This is a genomic window from Ruegeria sp. N11 (genome assembly GCF_056531525.1).
The window spans coordinates 16,103-33,373 of the sequence record NZ_JBQFLX010000010.1 but is presented as its reverse complement, the minus strand read 5'-3'; the positions used below and the strand labels follow the sequence as shown (position 1 = coordinate 33,373).

18 protein-coding genes are annotated in these 17,271 nt (G+C 59.6%); 16 read left to right on the top strand and 2 right to left on the bottom strand.

Annotated features, from left to right (window positions below):
* The first annotated feature begins 3 nt into the window (after nucleotides 1-3).
* From nuoF to ACR0J8_RS12070, 16 genes are all read left to right on the top strand, one after another.
* Nucleotides 4-1,302 carry an NADH-quinone oxidoreductase subunit NuoF gene (nuoF, locus tag ACR0J8_RS12145; RefSeq protein ID WP_321254057.1) on the top strand — a complete coding sequence of 433 codons (1,299 nt, stop codon included), beginning with the start codon at nucleotides 4-6 and terminating at the stop codon, nucleotides 1,300-1,302.
* 5 nt (nucleotides 1,303-1,307) lie between these two features.
* Nucleotides 1,308-1,724 (top strand): MAPEG family protein, encoded by a 417-nt coding sequence (locus tag ACR0J8_RS12140; RefSeq protein WP_170806545.1) that lies wholly within the window; start codon nucleotides 1,308-1,310, stop codon nucleotides 1,722-1,724.
* Complete coding sequence (locus tag ACR0J8_RS12135; protein ID WP_480890411.1) at nucleotides 1,673-2,113, top strand: hypothetical protein; 441 nt, start codon at nucleotides 1,673-1,675, stop codon at nucleotides 2,111-2,113. The genes ACR0J8_RS12140 and ACR0J8_RS12135 overlap by 52 nt, the downstream gene beginning before the upstream one ends.
* Nucleotides 2,114-2,262: 149 nt before the next feature.
* On the top strand, nucleotides 2,263-2,616 hold the full coding sequence (locus ACR0J8_RS12130; RefSeq protein ID WP_480890409.1) for a DUF5333 domain-containing protein: 354 nt from the start codon (nucleotides 2,263-2,265) through the stop codon (nucleotides 2,614-2,616).
* Between the two features lie 3 nt (nucleotides 2,617-2,619).
* Nucleotides 2,620-4,641, top strand: coding sequence for an NADH-quinone oxidoreductase subunit NuoG (gene nuoG / locus ACR0J8_RS12125; protein WP_480890406.1), 2,022 nt, complete (start codon nucleotides 2,620-2,622; stop codon nucleotides 4,639-4,641).
* 204 nt (nucleotides 4,642-4,845) lie between these two features.
* Entirely contained in the window at nucleotides 4,846-5,883 is a 1,038-nt protein-coding gene (gene nuoH, locus ACR0J8_RS12120; protein WP_480890403.1) for an NADH-quinone oxidoreductase subunit NuoH, read from the top strand.
* Nucleotide 5,884: 1 nt separating this feature from the next.
* The gene (nuoI, locus tag ACR0J8_RS12115; RefSeq protein ID WP_170615374.1) at nucleotides 5,885-6,379 is read left to right on the top strand and encodes an NADH-quinone oxidoreductase subunit NuoI; all 495 of its coding nucleotides are present in this window, start codon (nucleotides 5,885-5,887) and stop codon (nucleotides 6,377-6,379) included.
* Nucleotides 6,376-6,786 (top strand): carboxymuconolactone decarboxylase family protein, encoded by a 411-nt coding sequence (locus ACR0J8_RS12110; RefSeq protein WP_010442761.1) that lies wholly within the window; start codon nucleotides 6,376-6,378, stop codon nucleotides 6,784-6,786. Before nuoI ends, ACR0J8_RS12110 begins: the two co-directional genes overlap by 4 nt.
* Entirely contained in the window at nucleotides 6,783-7,385 is a 603-nt protein-coding gene (locus ACR0J8_RS12105) for an NADH-quinone oxidoreductase subunit J (protein WP_170558473.1), read from the top strand. Before ACR0J8_RS12110 ends, ACR0J8_RS12105 begins: the two co-directional genes overlap by 4 nt.
* 4 nt (nucleotides 7,386-7,389) lie before the next feature.
* Nucleotides 7,390-7,695, top strand: coding sequence for an NADH-quinone oxidoreductase subunit NuoK (gene nuoK, locus ACR0J8_RS12100; protein ID WP_005984024.1), 306 nt, complete (start codon nucleotides 7,390-7,392; stop codon nucleotides 7,693-7,695).
* A 6-nt stretch (nucleotides 7,696-7,701) separates the two neighbouring features.
* Entirely contained in the window at nucleotides 7,702-9,891 is a 2,190-nt protein-coding gene (gene nuoL, locus ACR0J8_RS12095) for an NADH-quinone oxidoreductase subunit L (RefSeq protein WP_480525246.1), read from the top strand.
* On the top strand, nucleotides 9,891-11,435 hold the full coding sequence (locus ACR0J8_RS12090; RefSeq protein WP_170615380.1) for an NADH-quinone oxidoreductase subunit M: 1,545 nt from the start codon (nucleotides 9,891-9,893) through the stop codon (nucleotides 11,433-11,435). Before nuoL ends, ACR0J8_RS12090 begins: the two co-directional genes overlap by 1 nt.
* A 15-nt stretch (nucleotides 11,436-11,450) precedes the next feature.
* On the top strand, nucleotides 11,451-12,893 hold the full coding sequence (gene nuoN / locus ACR0J8_RS12085; RefSeq protein WP_480525248.1) for an NADH-quinone oxidoreductase subunit NuoN: 1,443 nt from the start codon (nucleotides 11,451-11,453) through the stop codon (nucleotides 12,891-12,893).
* 54 nt (nucleotides 12,894-12,947) lie between these two features.
* A complete protein-coding gene (locus ACR0J8_RS12080; protein ID WP_480525250.1) occupies nucleotides 12,948-13,697 on the top strand; it encodes a biotin--[acetyl-CoA-carboxylase] ligase in 750 nt (249 codons plus the stop codon).
* Nucleotides 13,698-13,708: 11 nt separating this feature from the next.
* Complete coding sequence (locus ACR0J8_RS12075; protein WP_170615386.1) at nucleotides 13,709-14,488, top strand: type III pantothenate kinase; 780 nt, start codon at nucleotides 13,709-13,711, stop codon at nucleotides 14,486-14,488.
* On the top strand, nucleotides 14,485-16,152 hold the full coding sequence (locus ACR0J8_RS12070; protein ID WP_480525251.1) for a ribonuclease J: 1,668 nt from the start codon (nucleotides 14,485-14,487) through the stop codon (nucleotides 16,150-16,152). Before ACR0J8_RS12075 ends, ACR0J8_RS12070 begins: the two co-directional genes overlap by 4 nt.
* Before the next feature lie 9 nt (nucleotides 16,153-16,161).
* Here the strand turns inward: ACR0J8_RS12070 and ACR0J8_RS12065 are convergent, their stop codons facing one another.
* A complete protein-coding gene (locus ACR0J8_RS12065; protein ID WP_170615390.1) occupies nucleotides 16,162-16,863 on the bottom strand; it encodes an NUDIX hydrolase in 702 nt (233 codons plus the stop codon).
* Nucleotides 16,864-16,872: 9 nt separating this feature from the next.
* A complete protein-coding gene (locus ACR0J8_RS12060; RefSeq protein ID WP_170806534.1) occupies nucleotides 16,873-17,271 on the bottom strand; it encodes a DUF983 domain-containing protein in 399 nt (132 codons plus the stop codon).

Below are 17,271 nucleotides of genomic sequence, written 5' to 3'. Positions count from 1 at the left end.
ATGATGCTGAAGGATCAGGACAGGATCTTTACCAACATCTACGGGATGCATGAGCGCACGCTGAAAGGCGCGCAGGCCCGGGGGCATTGGGACGGCACCGCTGGCCTGATCGAAAAGGGGCGCGACTGGATCATCCAGACCATGAAGGACTCAGGCCTGCGTGGTCGTGGTGGTGCGGGCTTTCCGACCGGTCTGAAATGGTCGTTCATGCCAAAGGAAAGCGATGGGCGCCCGGCCTATCTGGTTGTGAATGCGGATGAATCCGAGCCCGGCACATGCAAGGACCGCGAGATCATGCGCCACGATCCGCATACACTGATCGAAGGCTGCCTGATCGCGTCCTTCGCAATGAACGCGCACACCTGCTACATCTACCTGCGTGGTGAATATATCCGCGAGCGTGAGGCGCTGCAGGCGGCGATTGATGAGGCCTATGACGCTGGCTTGCTGGGAAAGAACGCCGCTGGTTCGGGCTGGGATTTCGACCTGTTCCTGCATCACGGTGCCGGCGCCTATATCTGCGGCGAGGAAACCGCCCTGATCGAAAGCCTTGAGGGCAAGAAGGGTATGCCGCGGATGAAACCTCCGTTCCCGGCAGGTGCGGGTCTTTACGGCTGTCCGACCACGGTGAACAACGTGGAATCGATTGCTGTGGTGCCGACGATACTGCGCCGTGGGGCCGACTGGTTCGCGGGCTTCGGCCGCCAGAACAACGCGGGCACCAAGCTGTTTGCGATCTCTGGCCATGTGAACAACCCCTGCGTGGTTGAAGAGGCCATGTCGATCCCGTTCGAACAGCTGATCGAAACCCATTGCGGTGGTATTCGCGGCGGTTGGGACAATCTTCTGGCGGTGATCCCGGGCGGTTCGTCCGTTCCCTGTGTGCGCGGTGAGAACATGCGCGATGCGATCATGGATTTCGATCACCTGCGCAACGATCTGGGATCTGGCCTGGGCACGGCGGCCGTAATCGTGATGGACAAGTCCACCGACATCATCAAGGCGATCTGGCGTCTGTCGAAGTTTTACAAGCACGAAAGCTGCGGTCAGTGCACGCCTTGCCGCGAAGGTACCGGCTGGATGATGCGCGTCATGGACCGCCTGGTCCGAGGCGAGGCGGAACTGGAAGAGATCGATATGCTGTTCGACGTGACCAAACAGGTCGAAGGCCACACGATCTGCGCCCTTGGCGACGCGGCGGCCTGGCCGATCCAGGGCCTGATCCGCAACTTCCGTGAAGAAATCGAGGATCGCATCAAGGCTCAGAAATCGGGCCGCATGGGTGCGATGGCTGCGGAGTGAACTCAATGGAAATCTATGCCGAATATTCCCACGCAATCGCCGCATTGGTGATTTTCACCCTGGTTGTTCTGTTTCTGTCACCGTTCACCGCGCTGGCCAAACAGGGAAAAGGGCTGGCTCCGGGGGCGACACCGGATCAGGATTATTCGGACAAGGCTTACCGCCTGAACCGGGCCTATCTGAATGGTACCGAGACGCTGCCAGCGTTTCTGGCTGTTACAGTGGCCGCAATTTTGATGGGTGTAAGCCCGTTCTGGGTCAACCTTTTCGCATCGGTGGCGTTGGTTGCCAGACTGGTCATGTTGTTCGTCCATATTCGCGGCGTCGGCAAACCCAACAGCGGTTTGCGATCCGTGCTGTACGTCGTGGCATGGGCCTGCATGTTCCTTACCGGTCTCATGGCATTGGTGGCGGCGTTCTGATGTCGACAGGTGCACGCGAAAATACGACCCGCAAGCCAAGGGCTGCATCGATGCTGACAGTGGCGGTTGCGGCTTTGTCGCTTGTGACGGCATGCGGCCTTGTCAAACCTCCGGATGACCGGGTCACGTTCGATGGCAAATCCTTCCGGGCCAAGGCGAAAGCGGTAAACAAAAAGGCCATGCCGGCCGAGTTCACCGTGACCGTGAAAGGTGTTTCCGCGTCGTTGGACGGCGCGCTCGAAGCCGGCCGTTATGAAGGCACCAAGTTCTGTATTCAGAACTTCGGATCGTCCAGAATCGCTTGGAAAGTCGGACCTGATACGGAACCCCAGAATCTGCGCATCGCGGATGACAAACTGACATTTGCAGGAACCTGCCAGAGACCATGAAGCAGGGTTTTGCATATCGCGGCGGATTGACCGGGCAGCTATTGCATAGCGCCCGGAGAAAACTTCGTTGTGGACCTTCCAAACCGAACGGGAGGATCACGCCCGGCGCGAAGGCAGTTGCTCTGATTTCAGTATTAACCTTCCCGATAATGGCAGAGGCCAAGCCGCCTTTGAGGGATGTCAAAGAGATCGACAATGAACTCTACTACATCGCCATCGCAAACGAGATTTCGGAACAGTGCCCGTCGATCAGCGGGCGCCGGATGAAAGCGATCGGAGTGATGTGGGGATTGCGATCCAAAGCGAACAAACTGGGGTACTCGGATCAGGAAATCCGCGCCTATGTGGCCTCGGATTCCGAAAAGGACCGGATGCGCGCCAAGGGCGAGGCGTATCTGGCCCAGAACGGTGTGTCTTATGACAACCCCAAGTCCTTCTGCTCACTGGGGCAGACGGAAATCGAAAGAAACAGCGCCATTGGCGTGTATTTGAGGGCGAACTAGAGAATGTCTGACCTCCGCAAGATCAATATCGACGGGCAGGATATCGAAGTCGATGGTGCGATGACCCTGATCCAGGCCTGTGAACAGGCCGGAGTCGAAGTGCCGCGCTTCTGCTATCACGAGCGCCTGTCGATTGCCGGAAACTGCCGGATGTGTCTGGTCGAGGTTGTTGGCGGCCCGCCCAAACCTGCGGCCTCCTGCGCGATGCAGGTGCGCGATCTGCGCCCGGGGCCGGAAGGACAGCCGCCGGTGGTCAAGACGAACTCGCCCATGGTCAAGAAGGCCCGCGAAGGGGTGATGGAGTTCCTGCTGATCAACCACCCGCTGGATTGCCCGATCTGCGATCAGGGTGGTGAGTGTGATCTGCAGGATCAGGCGATGGCTTATGGTCTGTCGGGCACGCGCTTCAAGGAAGCCAAGCGGGCGGTGGATGATCTGGATCTTGGACCGCTGGTCGGCACCGCGATGACGCGCTGCATCAGTTGTACCCGCTGCGTACGCTTCACCACCGAAGTCGCCGGGATCACCCAGATGGGCCAGACCGGGCGTGGTGAGGATGCCGAGATCACGTCGTACCTGAACCAGACGCTGGATTCGAACCTGCAGGGCAACATTATCGATCTGTGCCCGGTCGGGGCGCTGACGTCGAAGCCGTACGCCTTTACCGCGCGTCCGTGGGAACTGACCAAGACCGAAAGCGTCGACGTGATGGACGCTCTGGGTTCGAACATCCGCGTCGATACCAAGGGGCGCGAAGTGATGCGTTTCCTGCCGCGCAACCATGATGGCGTGAACGAAGAATGGATCAGCGATAAAACCCGCTTCGTCTGGGACGGCCTGCGCCGTCAGCGTCTGGACAAGCCTTATGTGCGCGAGAACGGCAAGCTGCGCCCGGCCTCTTGGTCTGAGGCGCTGAACAAGGCCGCCGAGGCGCTGAAAGGGGCCGAGAAACCGGCTGGGATCGTCGGTGATCTGGCTCCGGTCGAGGCTGCATTTGCTCTGAAACAGATGATCGAAGGGCAGGGTGGTGTTGTTGAATGCCGCACCGACGGGGCCAAACTGCCTGCGGGCAATCGTGCGGCCTATGCCGGGACTGCGGCGATCGAGGATATTGACGCTGCCGAACGCATTCTGCTGATCGGCACAAACCCGCGTGACGAGGCTCCGGTTCTGAACGCCCGGATCCGCAGGGCCTGGGCGCACGGGGCCGAGGTTGCACTGGCAGGTCCCGCTGTGGACCTGACCTATGAGTATCACCATGTGGGTGATGACCGCACGGCGCTGCAAAAGGTCGTGGACATGGGTGGCGACGATACGATCAAGGGCAAACGCTCGCTGGTCATTGTTGGCCAAGGTGCGTTGCAAGAGGCGGACGGCGCCGCCGTTCTGGCCGCCGCACAAACCATTGCTGCAAACACGGAAAGCGGTCTGATCGTTCTGCATACCGCCGCCTCGCGCGTAGGTGCGATGGATGTGGATGCGACCAACGAAAGTGGCATGGATGCCGTTTCAGCGGCGGACGTGATCTACAACCTCGGCGCGGACGAGGTCGAGATCGGTGAGGGCGCCTTCGTGATCTATCAGGGCAGCCATGGTGATCGCGGCGCGCATCGCGCCGACGTGATCCTGCCGGGTGCCGCTTATACCGAGGAAAACGGCCTGTTCGTGAACACCGAAGGCCGCCCGCAACTGGCCATGCGCGCCGGGTTCGCGCCCGGTGAGGCGAAAGAGAACTGGGCGATCCTGCGTGCCCTGTCGGCCGAGCTGGGTGCTACGCTACCCTTCGACTCGTTGGCGCAGTTGCGCACCGCGCTTGTCGAAGCGGTTCCGCACCTGGCCCAGATCGATCAGGTGGTCGAAAATGAAGTTCAGCCGCTGGATGCCGGCCCGTTGGGCACGGCGACCTTCCGCAACGCGGTCAAGGATTTCTACCTGACCAACCCGATTGCGCGGGCCTCGCAGCTGATGGCCGAGCTTTCGGCGCAGGCGCAGGCACGCAAGGCCGAGAAGATCGCGGCGGAATGAACCAGAGCTGTTTCATATCGCAGGCAAACGCGACTGCCGGGTGGCAGTACGCTGCACCTGATTTGTGTGTGAAACCCAAGATTAAGGGTGGCGCATGGGCGGCGGATGCTGTTTACACCAACGCGCCGACCCAGCCGCAGTTTGCGCAGGCACGTGGCCTTTGCATCGTTCGCGGAAAACGGAATACCCACGGTGTGAGGACCAATGGCTGATTTCTTTAACACCCCAGGCGGAATAGCCATCATCATTCTGGCGCAAGTGCTTGCAGTCGTTGCCTTTGTGATGATTTCGCTGTTGTTCCTTGTCTACGGCGACCGCAAGATCTGGGCGGCCGTTCAGATGCGCCGCGGACCCAACGTGGTTGGCGTCTATGGCATTTTGCAATCGGTGGCGGATGCGCTGAAATATGTGGTCAAAGAGGTTGTGATCCCGGCCGGCGCCGACCGCACGGTCTTTATGCTGGCACCTCTGACCTCTTTCGTTTTGGCGATGATCGCCTGGGCGGTGATCCCGTTCAACGATGGCTGGGTGTTGTCGGATATCAACGTCGCAATCCTCTATGTCTTCGCCGTGTCCTCATTGGAAGTTTATGGCGTGATCATGGGCGGTTGGGCGTCGAACTCAAAGTACCCGTTCCTCGGCTCGCTGCGCTCGGCGGCACAGATGATTTCCTATGAGGTGTCGATCGGCCTGATCATCATTGGCGTGATCATTTCGACCGGGTCGATGAACTTCGGCGACATCGTCCGCGCGCAGGACGGCTCGTTCGGCTTCTTCAGCTGGTACTGGCTGCCGCATTTCCCGATGGTGTTCCTGTTCTTCATCTCGGCGCTGGCCGAGACCAACCGACCGCCGTTCGACCTGCCCGAAGCGGAGTCGGAACTGGTTGCCGGTTACCAGGTCGAATACTCGGCCACGCCCTTCCTGCTGTTCATGGCGGGCGAATATATCGCCATCTTCCTGATGTGCGCGCTGACTTCGCTGCTGTTCTTCGGCGGCTGGCTGTCCCCGATCCCGGGCCTGCCGGACGGCGTGTTGTGGATGGTCGCCAAGATGGCGTTCTTCTTCTTCATCTTCGCAATGGTCAAGGCGATCACGCCCCGCTACCGCTATGACCAGCTGATGCGGTTGGGCTGGAAAGTGTTCCTGCCGTTCTCGCTGGCCTGGGTGATCTTCGTGGCTTTTGCGGCGAAATTCGACTGGTTCTGGGGTGCATTCGCCCGTTGGAGCGTAGGAGGCTGATATGGCAAACATCGACTACACCCGCGCTGCCAAGTATTTCCTGCTGCAGGATTTCTGGGTCGGTATGAAACTGGGGCTGAAGTACTTCTTCGCGCCCAAGGCCACCTTGAACTACCCGCATGAAAAGGGCCCTCTGTCGCCACGTTTCCGGGGGGAACACGCTCTGCGCCGCTATCCGAATGGCGAAGAACGCTGCATCGCCTGCAAACTGTGCGAGGCGATTTGTCCGGCGCAAGCCATCACCATCGACGCCGAACCGCGCGAAGACGGCAGCCGCCGCACCACGCGCTATGACATCGATATGACCAAGTGCATCTATTGCGGTTTCTGCCAAGAGGCCTGTCCGGTCGACGCCATCGTCGAAGGCCCGAACTTTGAATTCGCGACAGAGACTCGGGAAGAGCTGTTCTACGACAAGGAAAAACTCCTGTCGAACGGTGAACGCTGGGAAGCCGAGATTGCCCGCAATCTGGAAATGGACGCGCCGTACAGATGAGCGACAGCCCGACAAATCCGTTCGAGCTGATGATGAAGCAGGCTCAGGACATGGCCAAGGCGATGAACCCGGCGATGGAGAATTTCTCGCCCAAGGGGTTCGAGGCGCTTTGGCCGACCATGCCGAAAGAGGTCATGGAGATGATGTTCGGCAATACCGTCAACAAGGACGGTCTGGATGCCAAAACCCGCTTGCTGCTGACGCTGGCCGGTCTGACCTGTCAGGGCGCACAGGCGGATTCGGCCGTGCGCCAAACCGTACGCCACGCATTGGAAGCGGGCGCCAAGAAACAAGAGATCGTGGAAACGATCGGTCAGATGTCGGTCTTTGCCGGCATCCCGGCCATGACCCGCGCGCTGGATCTGGCGCAAGAGGTCATGGGCGATAACGAGGATGAGGATCAATGACCGTCTTTGCCTTCTATCTGTTTGCCATCAGCGCCATCACCGGCGGGCTGTTCACGGTGATCAGCCGCCAGCCGGTGCACTCGGTGCTGTGGCTGATCCTGTCCTTCCTGTCCTCGGCGGGGCTGTTCGTACTGCTGGGGGCCGAGTTCGTCGCGATGCTGTTGATCATCGTCTATGTCGGCGCGGTCGCGGTTTTGTTCCTGTTCGTGGTGATGATGCTGGACGTGGACTTTGCCGAGCTGAAGGCCGAGATGGCGCGCTATATGCCGCTGGCCCTGCTGATCGGTCTCGTCATTCTGATGCAGTTCGTCATGGCGTTCGGGGCCTGGGACAGCGCGCAAGGCGTTGAGGCCAATCTGGCGCAACCGGTCCCGACGGACCGCCATAACACCGAGGCGCTGGGCGTCATTCTTTACGATCAATACTTCCTTCTGTTCCAACTGGCGGGCCTGATCCTGCTGGTCGCGATGATCGGTGCAATCGTTCTGACGCTGCGCCACCGTCAGGACATCAAGCGTCAGGACATCGTCGGCCAGATGATGCGCGACCCGGCCAAGGCTATGGAGTTGAAGGACGTGAAACCGGGGCAGGGGCTTTAAGACGATGATCGGACTTGAACACTATCTTACGGTCGCGGCGACGCTTTTCGTCATCGGCATCTTCGGTCTCTTCCTGAACCGTAAGAACGTCATCATCCTGCTGATGAGCATCGAACTGATGCTGCTGGCGGTGAATATAAACCTCGTGGCGTTTTCCAGCTTCCTTGGCGATCTGGTCGGGCAGGTGTTTACGCTGTTCGTACTGACCGTTGCGGCGGCCGAGGCGGCGATCGGGCTGGCCATTCTGGTCTGCTTCTTCCGCAACCGCGGCACGATCGCGGTTGAAGACGTCAATATGATGAAGGGGTAAGGGAATATGGAAACCACCATCCTCTTTGCCCCGCTGGTGGGCGCTCTGCTCTGCGGGTTCGGCTGGAAGTTCATTGGCGAGAAGGCCGCCATGTGGACTGCAACAGGCCTGCTGTTTCTGGCCTGTCTGCTGTCGTGGATTGTTTTCTTCACCTTTGACGGTGTGACCCAGCAGATCGAGATCATGCGCTGGATCGAGAGCGGCTCTCTGTCGACAAGCTGGGCCATCCGTCTGGACCGGTTGACCGCGATCATGCTGATCGTGGTGACGACGGTCTCGGCGCTGGTTCACCTCTATTCCTTCGGCTACATGGATCACGATCCGCAATGGCGCGAGGGTGAAAGCTATAAGCCGCGCTTCTTTGCCTATCTGTCGTTCTTTACCTTCGCCATGCTGATGCTGGTGACGGCGGACAATCTGGTTCAGATGTTCTTTGGCTGGGAAGGCGTGGGTGTCGCGTCCTATCTGCTGATCGGGTTCTACTATCGCAAATCCTCGGCGAATGCGGCGGCGATGAAAGCGTTTATCGTCAACCGTGTGGGTGACTTTGGCTTTGCGCTGGGGATTTTCGCGCTGTTTTTCCTGACGGACAGCATCAACTTCTCGGACATCTTTGCATCAGCTCCGGCTTTGGCCGAAGAAAAACTGCATTTCCTGTGGGGTGAGTGGACTGCGATCGAAGTGATCTGTGTCCTGCTGTTTATTGGTGCGATGGGTAAATCGGCGCAGTTGATCCTGCACACCTGGTTGCCGGACGCGATGGAAGGCCCGACGCCTGTGTCGGCGCTGATCCATGCCGCGACCATGGTGACGGCCGGTGTGTTCCTTGTCTGCCGTATGTCGCCGCTGATGGAGTTCGCGCCGGGTGCGACCGGGTTTATCACCTTCCTTGGGGCCTCGACCGCATTCTTCGCGGCGACCGTGGGTCTGGTGCAGACTGACATCAAACGCGTTATCGCCTATTCGACCTGTTCGCAGCTGGGCTATATGTTCGTGGCCGCTGGTGTCGGCATGTATTCCGCTGCGATGTTCCACCTGCTGACGCACGCGTTCTTCAAGGCGCTGCTGTTCCTTGGGGCCGGTTCGGTGATCCACGCCATGCATCACGAGCAGGAGATGACCGAATACGGCGGGCTGCGGAAAAAGATTCCCTATACCTTCTGGGCGATGATGATTGGTACGCTGGCCATTACCGGCGTGGGCATCCCGCTGACGACATTCGGCTTTGCCGGCTTCCTGTCCAAGGATGCCATCATCGAAAGCGCCTACGCGGGCGGTACGGGTTATGCCTTCTGGATGTTGGTTATTGCGGCGATGTTCACCTCGTTCTACAGCTGGCGTCTGATCTTCCTGACCTTCTATGGCGACCCGCGCGGCGACAAGCATACTCATGATCACGCGCATGAAAGCCCGATGACAATGCTGGTGCCGCTTGGTGTTTTGTCACTTGGTGCGGTTTTTGCCGGGATGCTCTGGTACAGCCCCTTCTTTGGGCATACCGACAAGGTCGGCAAGTTCTACGGCATCCCCGTGGCCGAAGCCTCGGAACATGCGGAAGGTCACGACGCCGAAACGCATTCCGAGCATGTGGCCGATGGTACCGCCGAGGAGCATCACGGCGACGAAGCTGAAGAAGCTCATGCGGACACAGCGCACGCGGATGAAGGGCGTGGCGAGGATGCCGTTCATGGTGACAAGGACGCAAAAGGCGGCGATCACCACTATGTCTTTGCCGGAGAACCAGGTGAGGGCGCATTGTATATCGCACCGGACAACCATGTGCTGGACGATGCACATGCGGCGCCGAAATGGGTCAAGGTTTCGCCCTTCGTTGCGATGTTGCTGGGCTTTGTCGTCGCGTACTGGTTCTACATCGTGAACACCTCGCTGCCCGCGCGGCTGGCTGCGAACCAGCGTCCGCTGTACCTGTTCCTGCTGAACAAATGGTACTTTGACGAGATCTACGACGCGATCTTCGTCAAGCCCACCGTGGCTTTGGGGCGGTTCCTGTGGAAACGCGGTGACGGCAACACGATTGACGGCTTCCTGAATGGGGTTGCCATGGGCGTAGTTCCCTTCTTTACCCGCCTCGCAGGCAAGGCGCAGACGGGGTACATCTTTACTTACGCCTTCTGGATGGTACTGGGTATCGCAGCCCTGATCACCTGGATGTCGATTGGCGGGGGCGCACACTAATGGACAATATCCTCTCCATTGTCACCTTCATCCCCGCAGCGGCGGCCGGTATTCTGGCACTGTTCCTGCAAGGCGATGATGCCGCGGCACAGCGCAATGCGAAATGGATCGCACTGCTGGCGACCACTGTCACCTTCCTGGTGTCGATCGGCATCTATACCGGCTTTGATCCGTCCAACACCGGCTTCCAGATGGTGGAAGAGGGTGAATGGCTGATGGGCCTGAAATACAAGATGGGCGTGGATGGCATCAGCGTGTTGTTCGTGCTGCTGACCACCTTCATCATGCCGCTGACCATTCTGGCCAGCTGGAATGTGACGACCCGCGTCAAAGAATACATGGTTGCCTTCCTGATGCTGGAAACCCTGATGCTGGGCGTGTTCATGGCGCTGGATCTGGTGTTGTTCTACCTGTTCTTCGAGGCGGGTCTGATCCCGATGTTCCTGATCATCGGCATCTGGGGCGGCAAGGATCGCATCTACGCCAGCTTCAAATTCTTCCTCTACACCTTCCTCGGCTCTGTACTGATGCTGGTGGCGATGGTCGCGATGTATTCGGACGCGGGAACCACGGATATCGAGGCGCTGATGACGCATCAGTTCTCGTCCGAAGGGTTCAGCGTTCTGGGCATCTACATTGTCGGCGGTATGCAGACGCTGATGTTTCTGGCGTTCTTTGCATCATTTGCCGTGAAGATGCCGATGTGGCCGGTCCACACCTGGCTGCCGGACGCGCACGTGCAGGCCCCGACTGCGGGCTCGGTCGTGCTGGCGGCGATCCTGCTGAAGATGGGCGGCTACGGTTTCCTGCGGTTCAGCCTGCCGATGTTCCCCGTGGGCTCGGCGGTGATGACCGATCTGGTGCTGTGGATGTCGGCCATCGCGGTTGTCTACACCTCGCTGGTTGCGCTGGTGCAGGAGGATATGAAGAAGCTGATCGCCTATTCATCCGTTGCGCACATGGGCTTTGTGACTATGGGGATTTTCGCGGCGAACCAGCAGGGTATTGACGGCGCGATCTTCCAGATGCTCAGCCACGGGTTCATCTCGGCGGCGCTCTTCCTGTGCGTTGGTGTGATCTATGACCGGATGCACACCCGCGACATCGAAGCGTACGGAGGTCTGGTGATCCGGATGCCCGCCTATGCGCTGGTCTTCATGCTGTTCACCATGGCCAATGTCGGCTTGCCGGGCACCTCTGGGTTCATTGGCGAATTCCTGACCCTGATGGGTGCATTCCAAGTCAACACCTGGGTGACTGCGGTCGCCGCAAGCGGTGTAATCTTCTCGGCCGGATATGCGCTGTGGCTGTATCGCCGTGTTGTCTTTGGCGACCTGATCAAGGAAAGCCTGAAGGCAATGACAGACATGAGCTCGCGCGAGCGGCTGATCTTTGCGCCGCTGATCGTGATGACCATCCTGCTGGGTGTCTACCCGTCGCTGGTGACAGATGTGATCGGCCAATCGACCGCTGCATTGATTTCGAACTATGACACGGCTCTGGCCGCGGCTGAGGCCGCGACCCAGACGGCCGCCTCGCATTAAGGGAGCTTTGGAGACATGATCCAGGCTGATCTGACAACAATCCTGCCGGAAATCGTTCTGGCCGTGTATGCGATGGCTGCTCTGATCGGGGCTGTCTATACGACGAAAGACGGGCTGGCGCCGGTTCTGGTCTGGGCGACGGCAGGTCTGATGGCGCTGCTGTCCTTCTGGATTGCCACAAATGGCGACGGCACCAATGTCGCGTTCAACGGCATGTTCGTGGATGACGGGTTCTCGCGCTTTGCCAAGGTTGCAATCCTGTTGTCGGCCGCCGCCGTTCTGGTGATGAGCCAGGATTACATGACCCGCCGCGGTCTGCTGCGGTTTGAATACCCCTTGCTGGTGGCCTTGGCCGCTGTTGGCATGATGATGATGGTCAGTGCCGGCGACCTGATGTCCCTTTACATGGGATTGGAACTGCAATCGCTGTCGCTTTATGTGGTGGCCGCCCTGCGTCGTGACAGTGCAAAGTCGACCGAAGCCGGTCTGAAATACTTCGTTCTGGGCGCGCTGAGTTCGGGCTTGCTGCTCTACGGTGCGTCGCTGGTCTATGGTTTCACCGGCACCACGCTGTTCTCGGGCATTATCCAGACGGTTCACCACGGCGACGTCTCGATTGGCCTTCTGTTTGGTCTGATCTTCCTGATCTCGGGGCTTGCGTTCAAAGTGTCGGCCGTGCCGTTCCACATGTGGACACCGGACGTTTACGAAGGGTCGCCCACGCCGATCACGGCCTTCTTTGCCACCGCGCCGAAAGTGGCCGCTATGGCGCTGTTTGCCCGACTGATGCACGACGCCTTTGGTGGTGTGGTGAAAGACTGGCAGCAGGTGATCGTGCTGCTTTCGGTCCTGTCGATGCTGTTGGGTGCGGTTGCCGCGATTGGTCAACGCAACATCAAGCGACTGATGGCGTTTTCATCAATCGCTCATATGGGTTACGCGATGATCGGCCTAGCTGCAGGCACGGAAATGGGCGTCAAGGCGATGCTGATGTATCTGGCAATCTATGTGACCATGAACATCGGCACGTTTGCCTTCATCCTGATGATGGAGCGTGACGGCAAACCGGTCACTGACATTGACGCTCTGAGGCAATACTCCAAGCGTGATCCGGGCAAGGCACTGGCCGTTCTGATCCTGATGTTCAGCCTGGCCGGGGTGCCGCCGATGCTGGGCTTCTTCGCCAAGTTCGGCGTCTGGCAGGCCGGTGTCGGCGCGGGGTTGACCGGGTTGGTCATTGTGTCGGCCATCGCTTCGGTCATTGGTGCCTTCTATTATCTGCGGATCGTGTTCTACATGTACTTCGGTGAAGAGAATGAAGAACCGATCGAGACACATTCCACACCGGTTCTGTGGGTCGCTCTGATGGGGTCGGCGGCACTCATGCTGATCGGCGTGTTCTACCAGTTCGGGATCGAGGGGGCGGCTGCGGCTGCGGCGGCGACACTTGTCAACTGATCTTCCCTTTCGCAACATTCAGGAGGCTCGGTCTTGTGACCGGGCCTTTTTGACATGAGCGGTTGGCCCGCCGGATACGGCCTGCATGTTGTGCAGGAGGTGGACAGCACCCTGAACGAAGCGGCCCGGATCGCTCCGACTGCGCAGGGACCTGTCTGGATCATGGCCCATCGCCAGACGGCGGCGCGGGGCAGACGTGGACGGGTTTGGGCCAATCCGAAAGGTAATCTGGCGGCGACCTTGCTGATGCGCCCACAGGGCAACCCGGAACAATCCGCCCTGCGAAGCTTTGTGGCTGCTCTGGCCCTGTTCGATGCATGCGTCGCTGTTTCAGGCCGGGCGACCGGTTTGTCGTTGAAATGGCCCAATGACGTTCTGCTGAACGGCGGTAAACTGGCCGGCATATTGCTGGAAAGCACCGGCCACGGGCGTGAGGTATCGCATCTGGCGATCGGCATCGGCGTCAACCTGACCGAAGCTCCGGGAGCGGATATGGTCGAACCGGGCGCTGTTCGGCCCGTTTCGTTGTTGTCGGAAACAGGGGCGCAGGTGTCGCCCGAAGATTTCCTGACGGAAATGGCCGCGGCCTATGCACGGTACGAGACGCAGTTTGTCACATTTGGGTTTGATCCGATCCGAAAGGCATGGCTGTCCCGTGCGGCCCGGTTGGGCGAGGTTATTACCGCCCGGACCGCAGCGTCAGAAACGGTTGGAACATTCGAAACAGTAGACGCGACAGGAAACCTTGTCTTAAACACCGCGAAAGGCCGGGTGAGCATTCCTGCGGCCGATGTGTTTTTCTGAGGGAGGCGTACATGCTTCTGGCTATCGACTGCGGCAACACGAATACCGTTTTCTCGATCTGGGATGGCGAGAAGTTCCTGTGCACCCTGCGCACATCGACCCATCACGCCCGTACGGCTGATGCGTATTTCACCTGGTACTCGACCTTGGTGAAACACTATGGGATCGAAGCGGAAATCACTGATGTCATCATCGCTTCGACTGTGCCGCGCGTGGTTTTCAACCTGCGGGTTTTTGCGGACCGTTTCTTTGATTGTCGCCCGCTGGTCGTGGGCCGGCCGGACTGTCTGCTGCCCGTGCCCCCGCGCGTGGATGAGGGGACGGTTCCTGGGCCGGACAGGCTGGCCAATGCCGTCGGTGCCTTTGACCGGCATGGCGGCAATGTCGTGGTGGTGGACTTCGGCACTGCGACCAATTTCGACGTGGTGGCCGCAGATGGTGCCTATGTCGGCGGCATCATCGCCCCCGGCGTGAACCTGAGTCTTGAGGCATTGCATCAGGGCGCGGCGGCATTGCCACATATCGACATAACCCGCCCGGAAAAAGTGATCGGGACAAATACGGTTGGCTGTATCCAGTCCGGCGTGTATTGGGGCTATTCCGGATTGATCGAAGGACTGATTTCCCGGATCAAGGCTGAATACGGAATGCCGATGAAAGTCGTTGGAACCGGTGGGCTTGCGCCTCTGTTCGATCAGGCCGACGTGGGGTTCGACGCAATCGAGGATGATCTGACGATGCACGGTCTGACCGTGATACATCGCTACAACAAGGAAAACGGCTCGGCATGAGCAGCGAAAGATTGATCTATTTGCCGCTGGGCGGCGCGGGCGAGATTGGCATGAACGCCTATGTCTACGGGTATGGCAAACCGGGACAGGAACGGCTGATCCTTGTGGATCTGGGTGTGACGTTTCCGGATATGGATACCACCCCGGGCGTTGACCTGATCCATGCCGATATCTCGTGGCTGCGGGAACGTGCAGACCGGCTGGACGCGGTATTCGTGACCCACGCGCACGAAGACCATGTCGGCGCGGTTGCGCATTGTTATGACGCGCTGAACGCGCCGATCTACGCGCGGGCCTTCACCGCCAATATCGCACGCCGCAAGATGGAGGAATACGGCCATCCGGAGGACGCGGTGCGCACAGCGTCTGCCTGGCCCGAACAGATTCAGGTGGGTCCGTTTACGGTCGGGTTTTTGCCGGTCTCACACTCCATCCCCGAAAGTGCGGCGCTGGTGATCGACACCCCGGCTGGCCGGATCGTGCATACGGGCGATTTCAAACTGGATGCCAGTCCTGTTGTCGGCGAAGCCTTCGATCCAGATCTGTGGGCCGAGGTTGCCAAGCCCGGCGTCAAGGCGCTGGTCTGTGACAGTACAAACGTGTTCTCCGCCCATCCCGGACGCTCGGAAAGTGAAGTCGGGCCCGAAATCACACGACTAGTCGAAGAGGCCGACGGAATGGTCGTCGCGACCACATTCGCCTCAAACGTCGCGCGGGTCAAAACCCTGGCCGAGGCCGGTCAACGGGCCGGCCGGTCCGTTGTTCTGCTGGGGCGCGCCATGCGCCGCATGATTGAGGCCGCGACGGAAACCGGCATCCTTTCGGACTTCCCTCGCGTCGTCAGCGCCGAAGAGGCGGTGGATATGCCGCGTCAGAACCTCATGCTGATCGTGACCGGCAGCCAGGGTGAACGCCGCGCCGCAAGCGCACAGCTGGCGCGTGGAAAGTATCGCGGACTTGAGTTGAAGGACGGCGACCTGTTTCTGTTTTCCTCCAAAACCATTCCCGGCAACGAGCGGGGGGTGATTTTCATCATGAACCAGCTGAGCGAAAAGGGCGTGGACGTGGTGGACGACAGTTCGGGTCTGTATCACGTTTCAGGCCACGCCAACCGCCCTGACCTTGAGCGGGTGCACGAGTTGATGAACCCAAAGATGGTCATCCCTATGCACGGTGAACACCGGCATCTGCGCGAACATGCGAAGCTGGCCGAGGCGGGCGGCCGAACCGGTATGCTGGCCGTGAACGGGACCTTACTGGACTTGACCGGGGATACGCCCGAGGTTGCGGACTACGTGGAAACTGGTCGCACCTATCTGGACGGAACCGTCAAGATTGGCGCGCTGGATGGGGTTGTGCGGGACCGGATACGCATGGCGCTGAACGGCCACGTGACTGTGACGGTTATTCTGGATGAAGAAGATGAACCGCTGGGCGAGCCCTGGTGTGACACCATGGGCCTGCCGGAGCTTGGGTCGTCACGCGCGGCGCTGGTCGAGGTGCTGGAGGAGGATCTGAACCAGTTCCTGATGCGGGCCGAGGCCAAAACCCTGCGCGATGATGACAAGCTGGAAGAAGCGATGCGACGGATCGTACGTCAGAGCACAAAAACGGAGATCGGGAAAAAGCCCGAAGTTACCGTTGTCATCAGCCGGATGAAATAAGCGGACGGGTCAGTCTGCTTCGGGCATGGGATAGCCCTTGAGACGCAGAAACAGGCTGGCCTCTTCATTGTTCAGGAAAAACGGCACAGAGGCCGGGGGTGATGTGTCCGCGACCCGTGCAGCGATCTCGGCCAGAACAACTTCGGTGATGAAGGGCAGGTCAAAATCACGCGCCTGATCCAGCCTGACCCATTGCAGGTGCGACAGCTCGTCCGAGGCATGGCTGAAATCGTCCAGATCGCCTTGTACCTCATCGGCATCAACCAGAAAGAACCGCGCATCAAAGCGACGGGGGCGGCCCGGCGGCGTCAGTGCGCGAAACACGAACTGCAGGCCTTGCGCAGAGGGCCGAAAACCCATCTCGGCAAAGCCCTGCCAGTCTTCGGGGATGTCTCCCGGCCAGGTGCCCGGTTGCCCCAGGATCAGGCCGGTTTCTTCCCACAGCTCGCGGATCGCGGCCGAAGCCAGCGCATTCTGCAAATTTGTCTCTGCCCGCTCGGCCAGACGGCCGTGGCACTTTGAAGTCAACGGCGTGGCAAGCGGAACATCACCATCCGCGGCATCGACTGCACCGCCAGGAAAAACGAACTTGTTCGGCATGAAAGCCGCTTTGGCCCCACGCTGGCCCATCAGAATTGACGGCTCGGTCATTCTGTCCCGCAGGACAATTACGGTTGCCGCGTTGCGAATTGCAGTTTTGTCTGTGGTCATGCCTGTCCGTCACCGGGCCCGTTCGAACCCATGCATCCGCCGCGCCCACTGATAGGCCACGACGGCCCCCTTCATCCTGGGCAGCAAGGCAAGGGTCAGAACCGTACAGCCAATGGCGAAAACCAGGGCCATCGTCAGCGGATCAGGGCGCCAGTGCACATATGAGACGTGCAGCGCGGGCGCGAGCAAGTGGCCTACAATCAGAATGGTCAGGTATGCAGGGCCGTCATCCGCCCGGTGGTGGTGCAGTTCCTGCCCGCAATTGCTGCAGTTGTCGTTGACCTTGAGGTAGCTGTGCAGCAGCTTGCCTTCTCCGCATTTCGGGCAACGGCAACGAAAGCCTTTGACCAGTGCGGGCCAGGTCTCACGATCCTGAGGAGTTGTGGTGTCGATCGTATGATCCGTCAT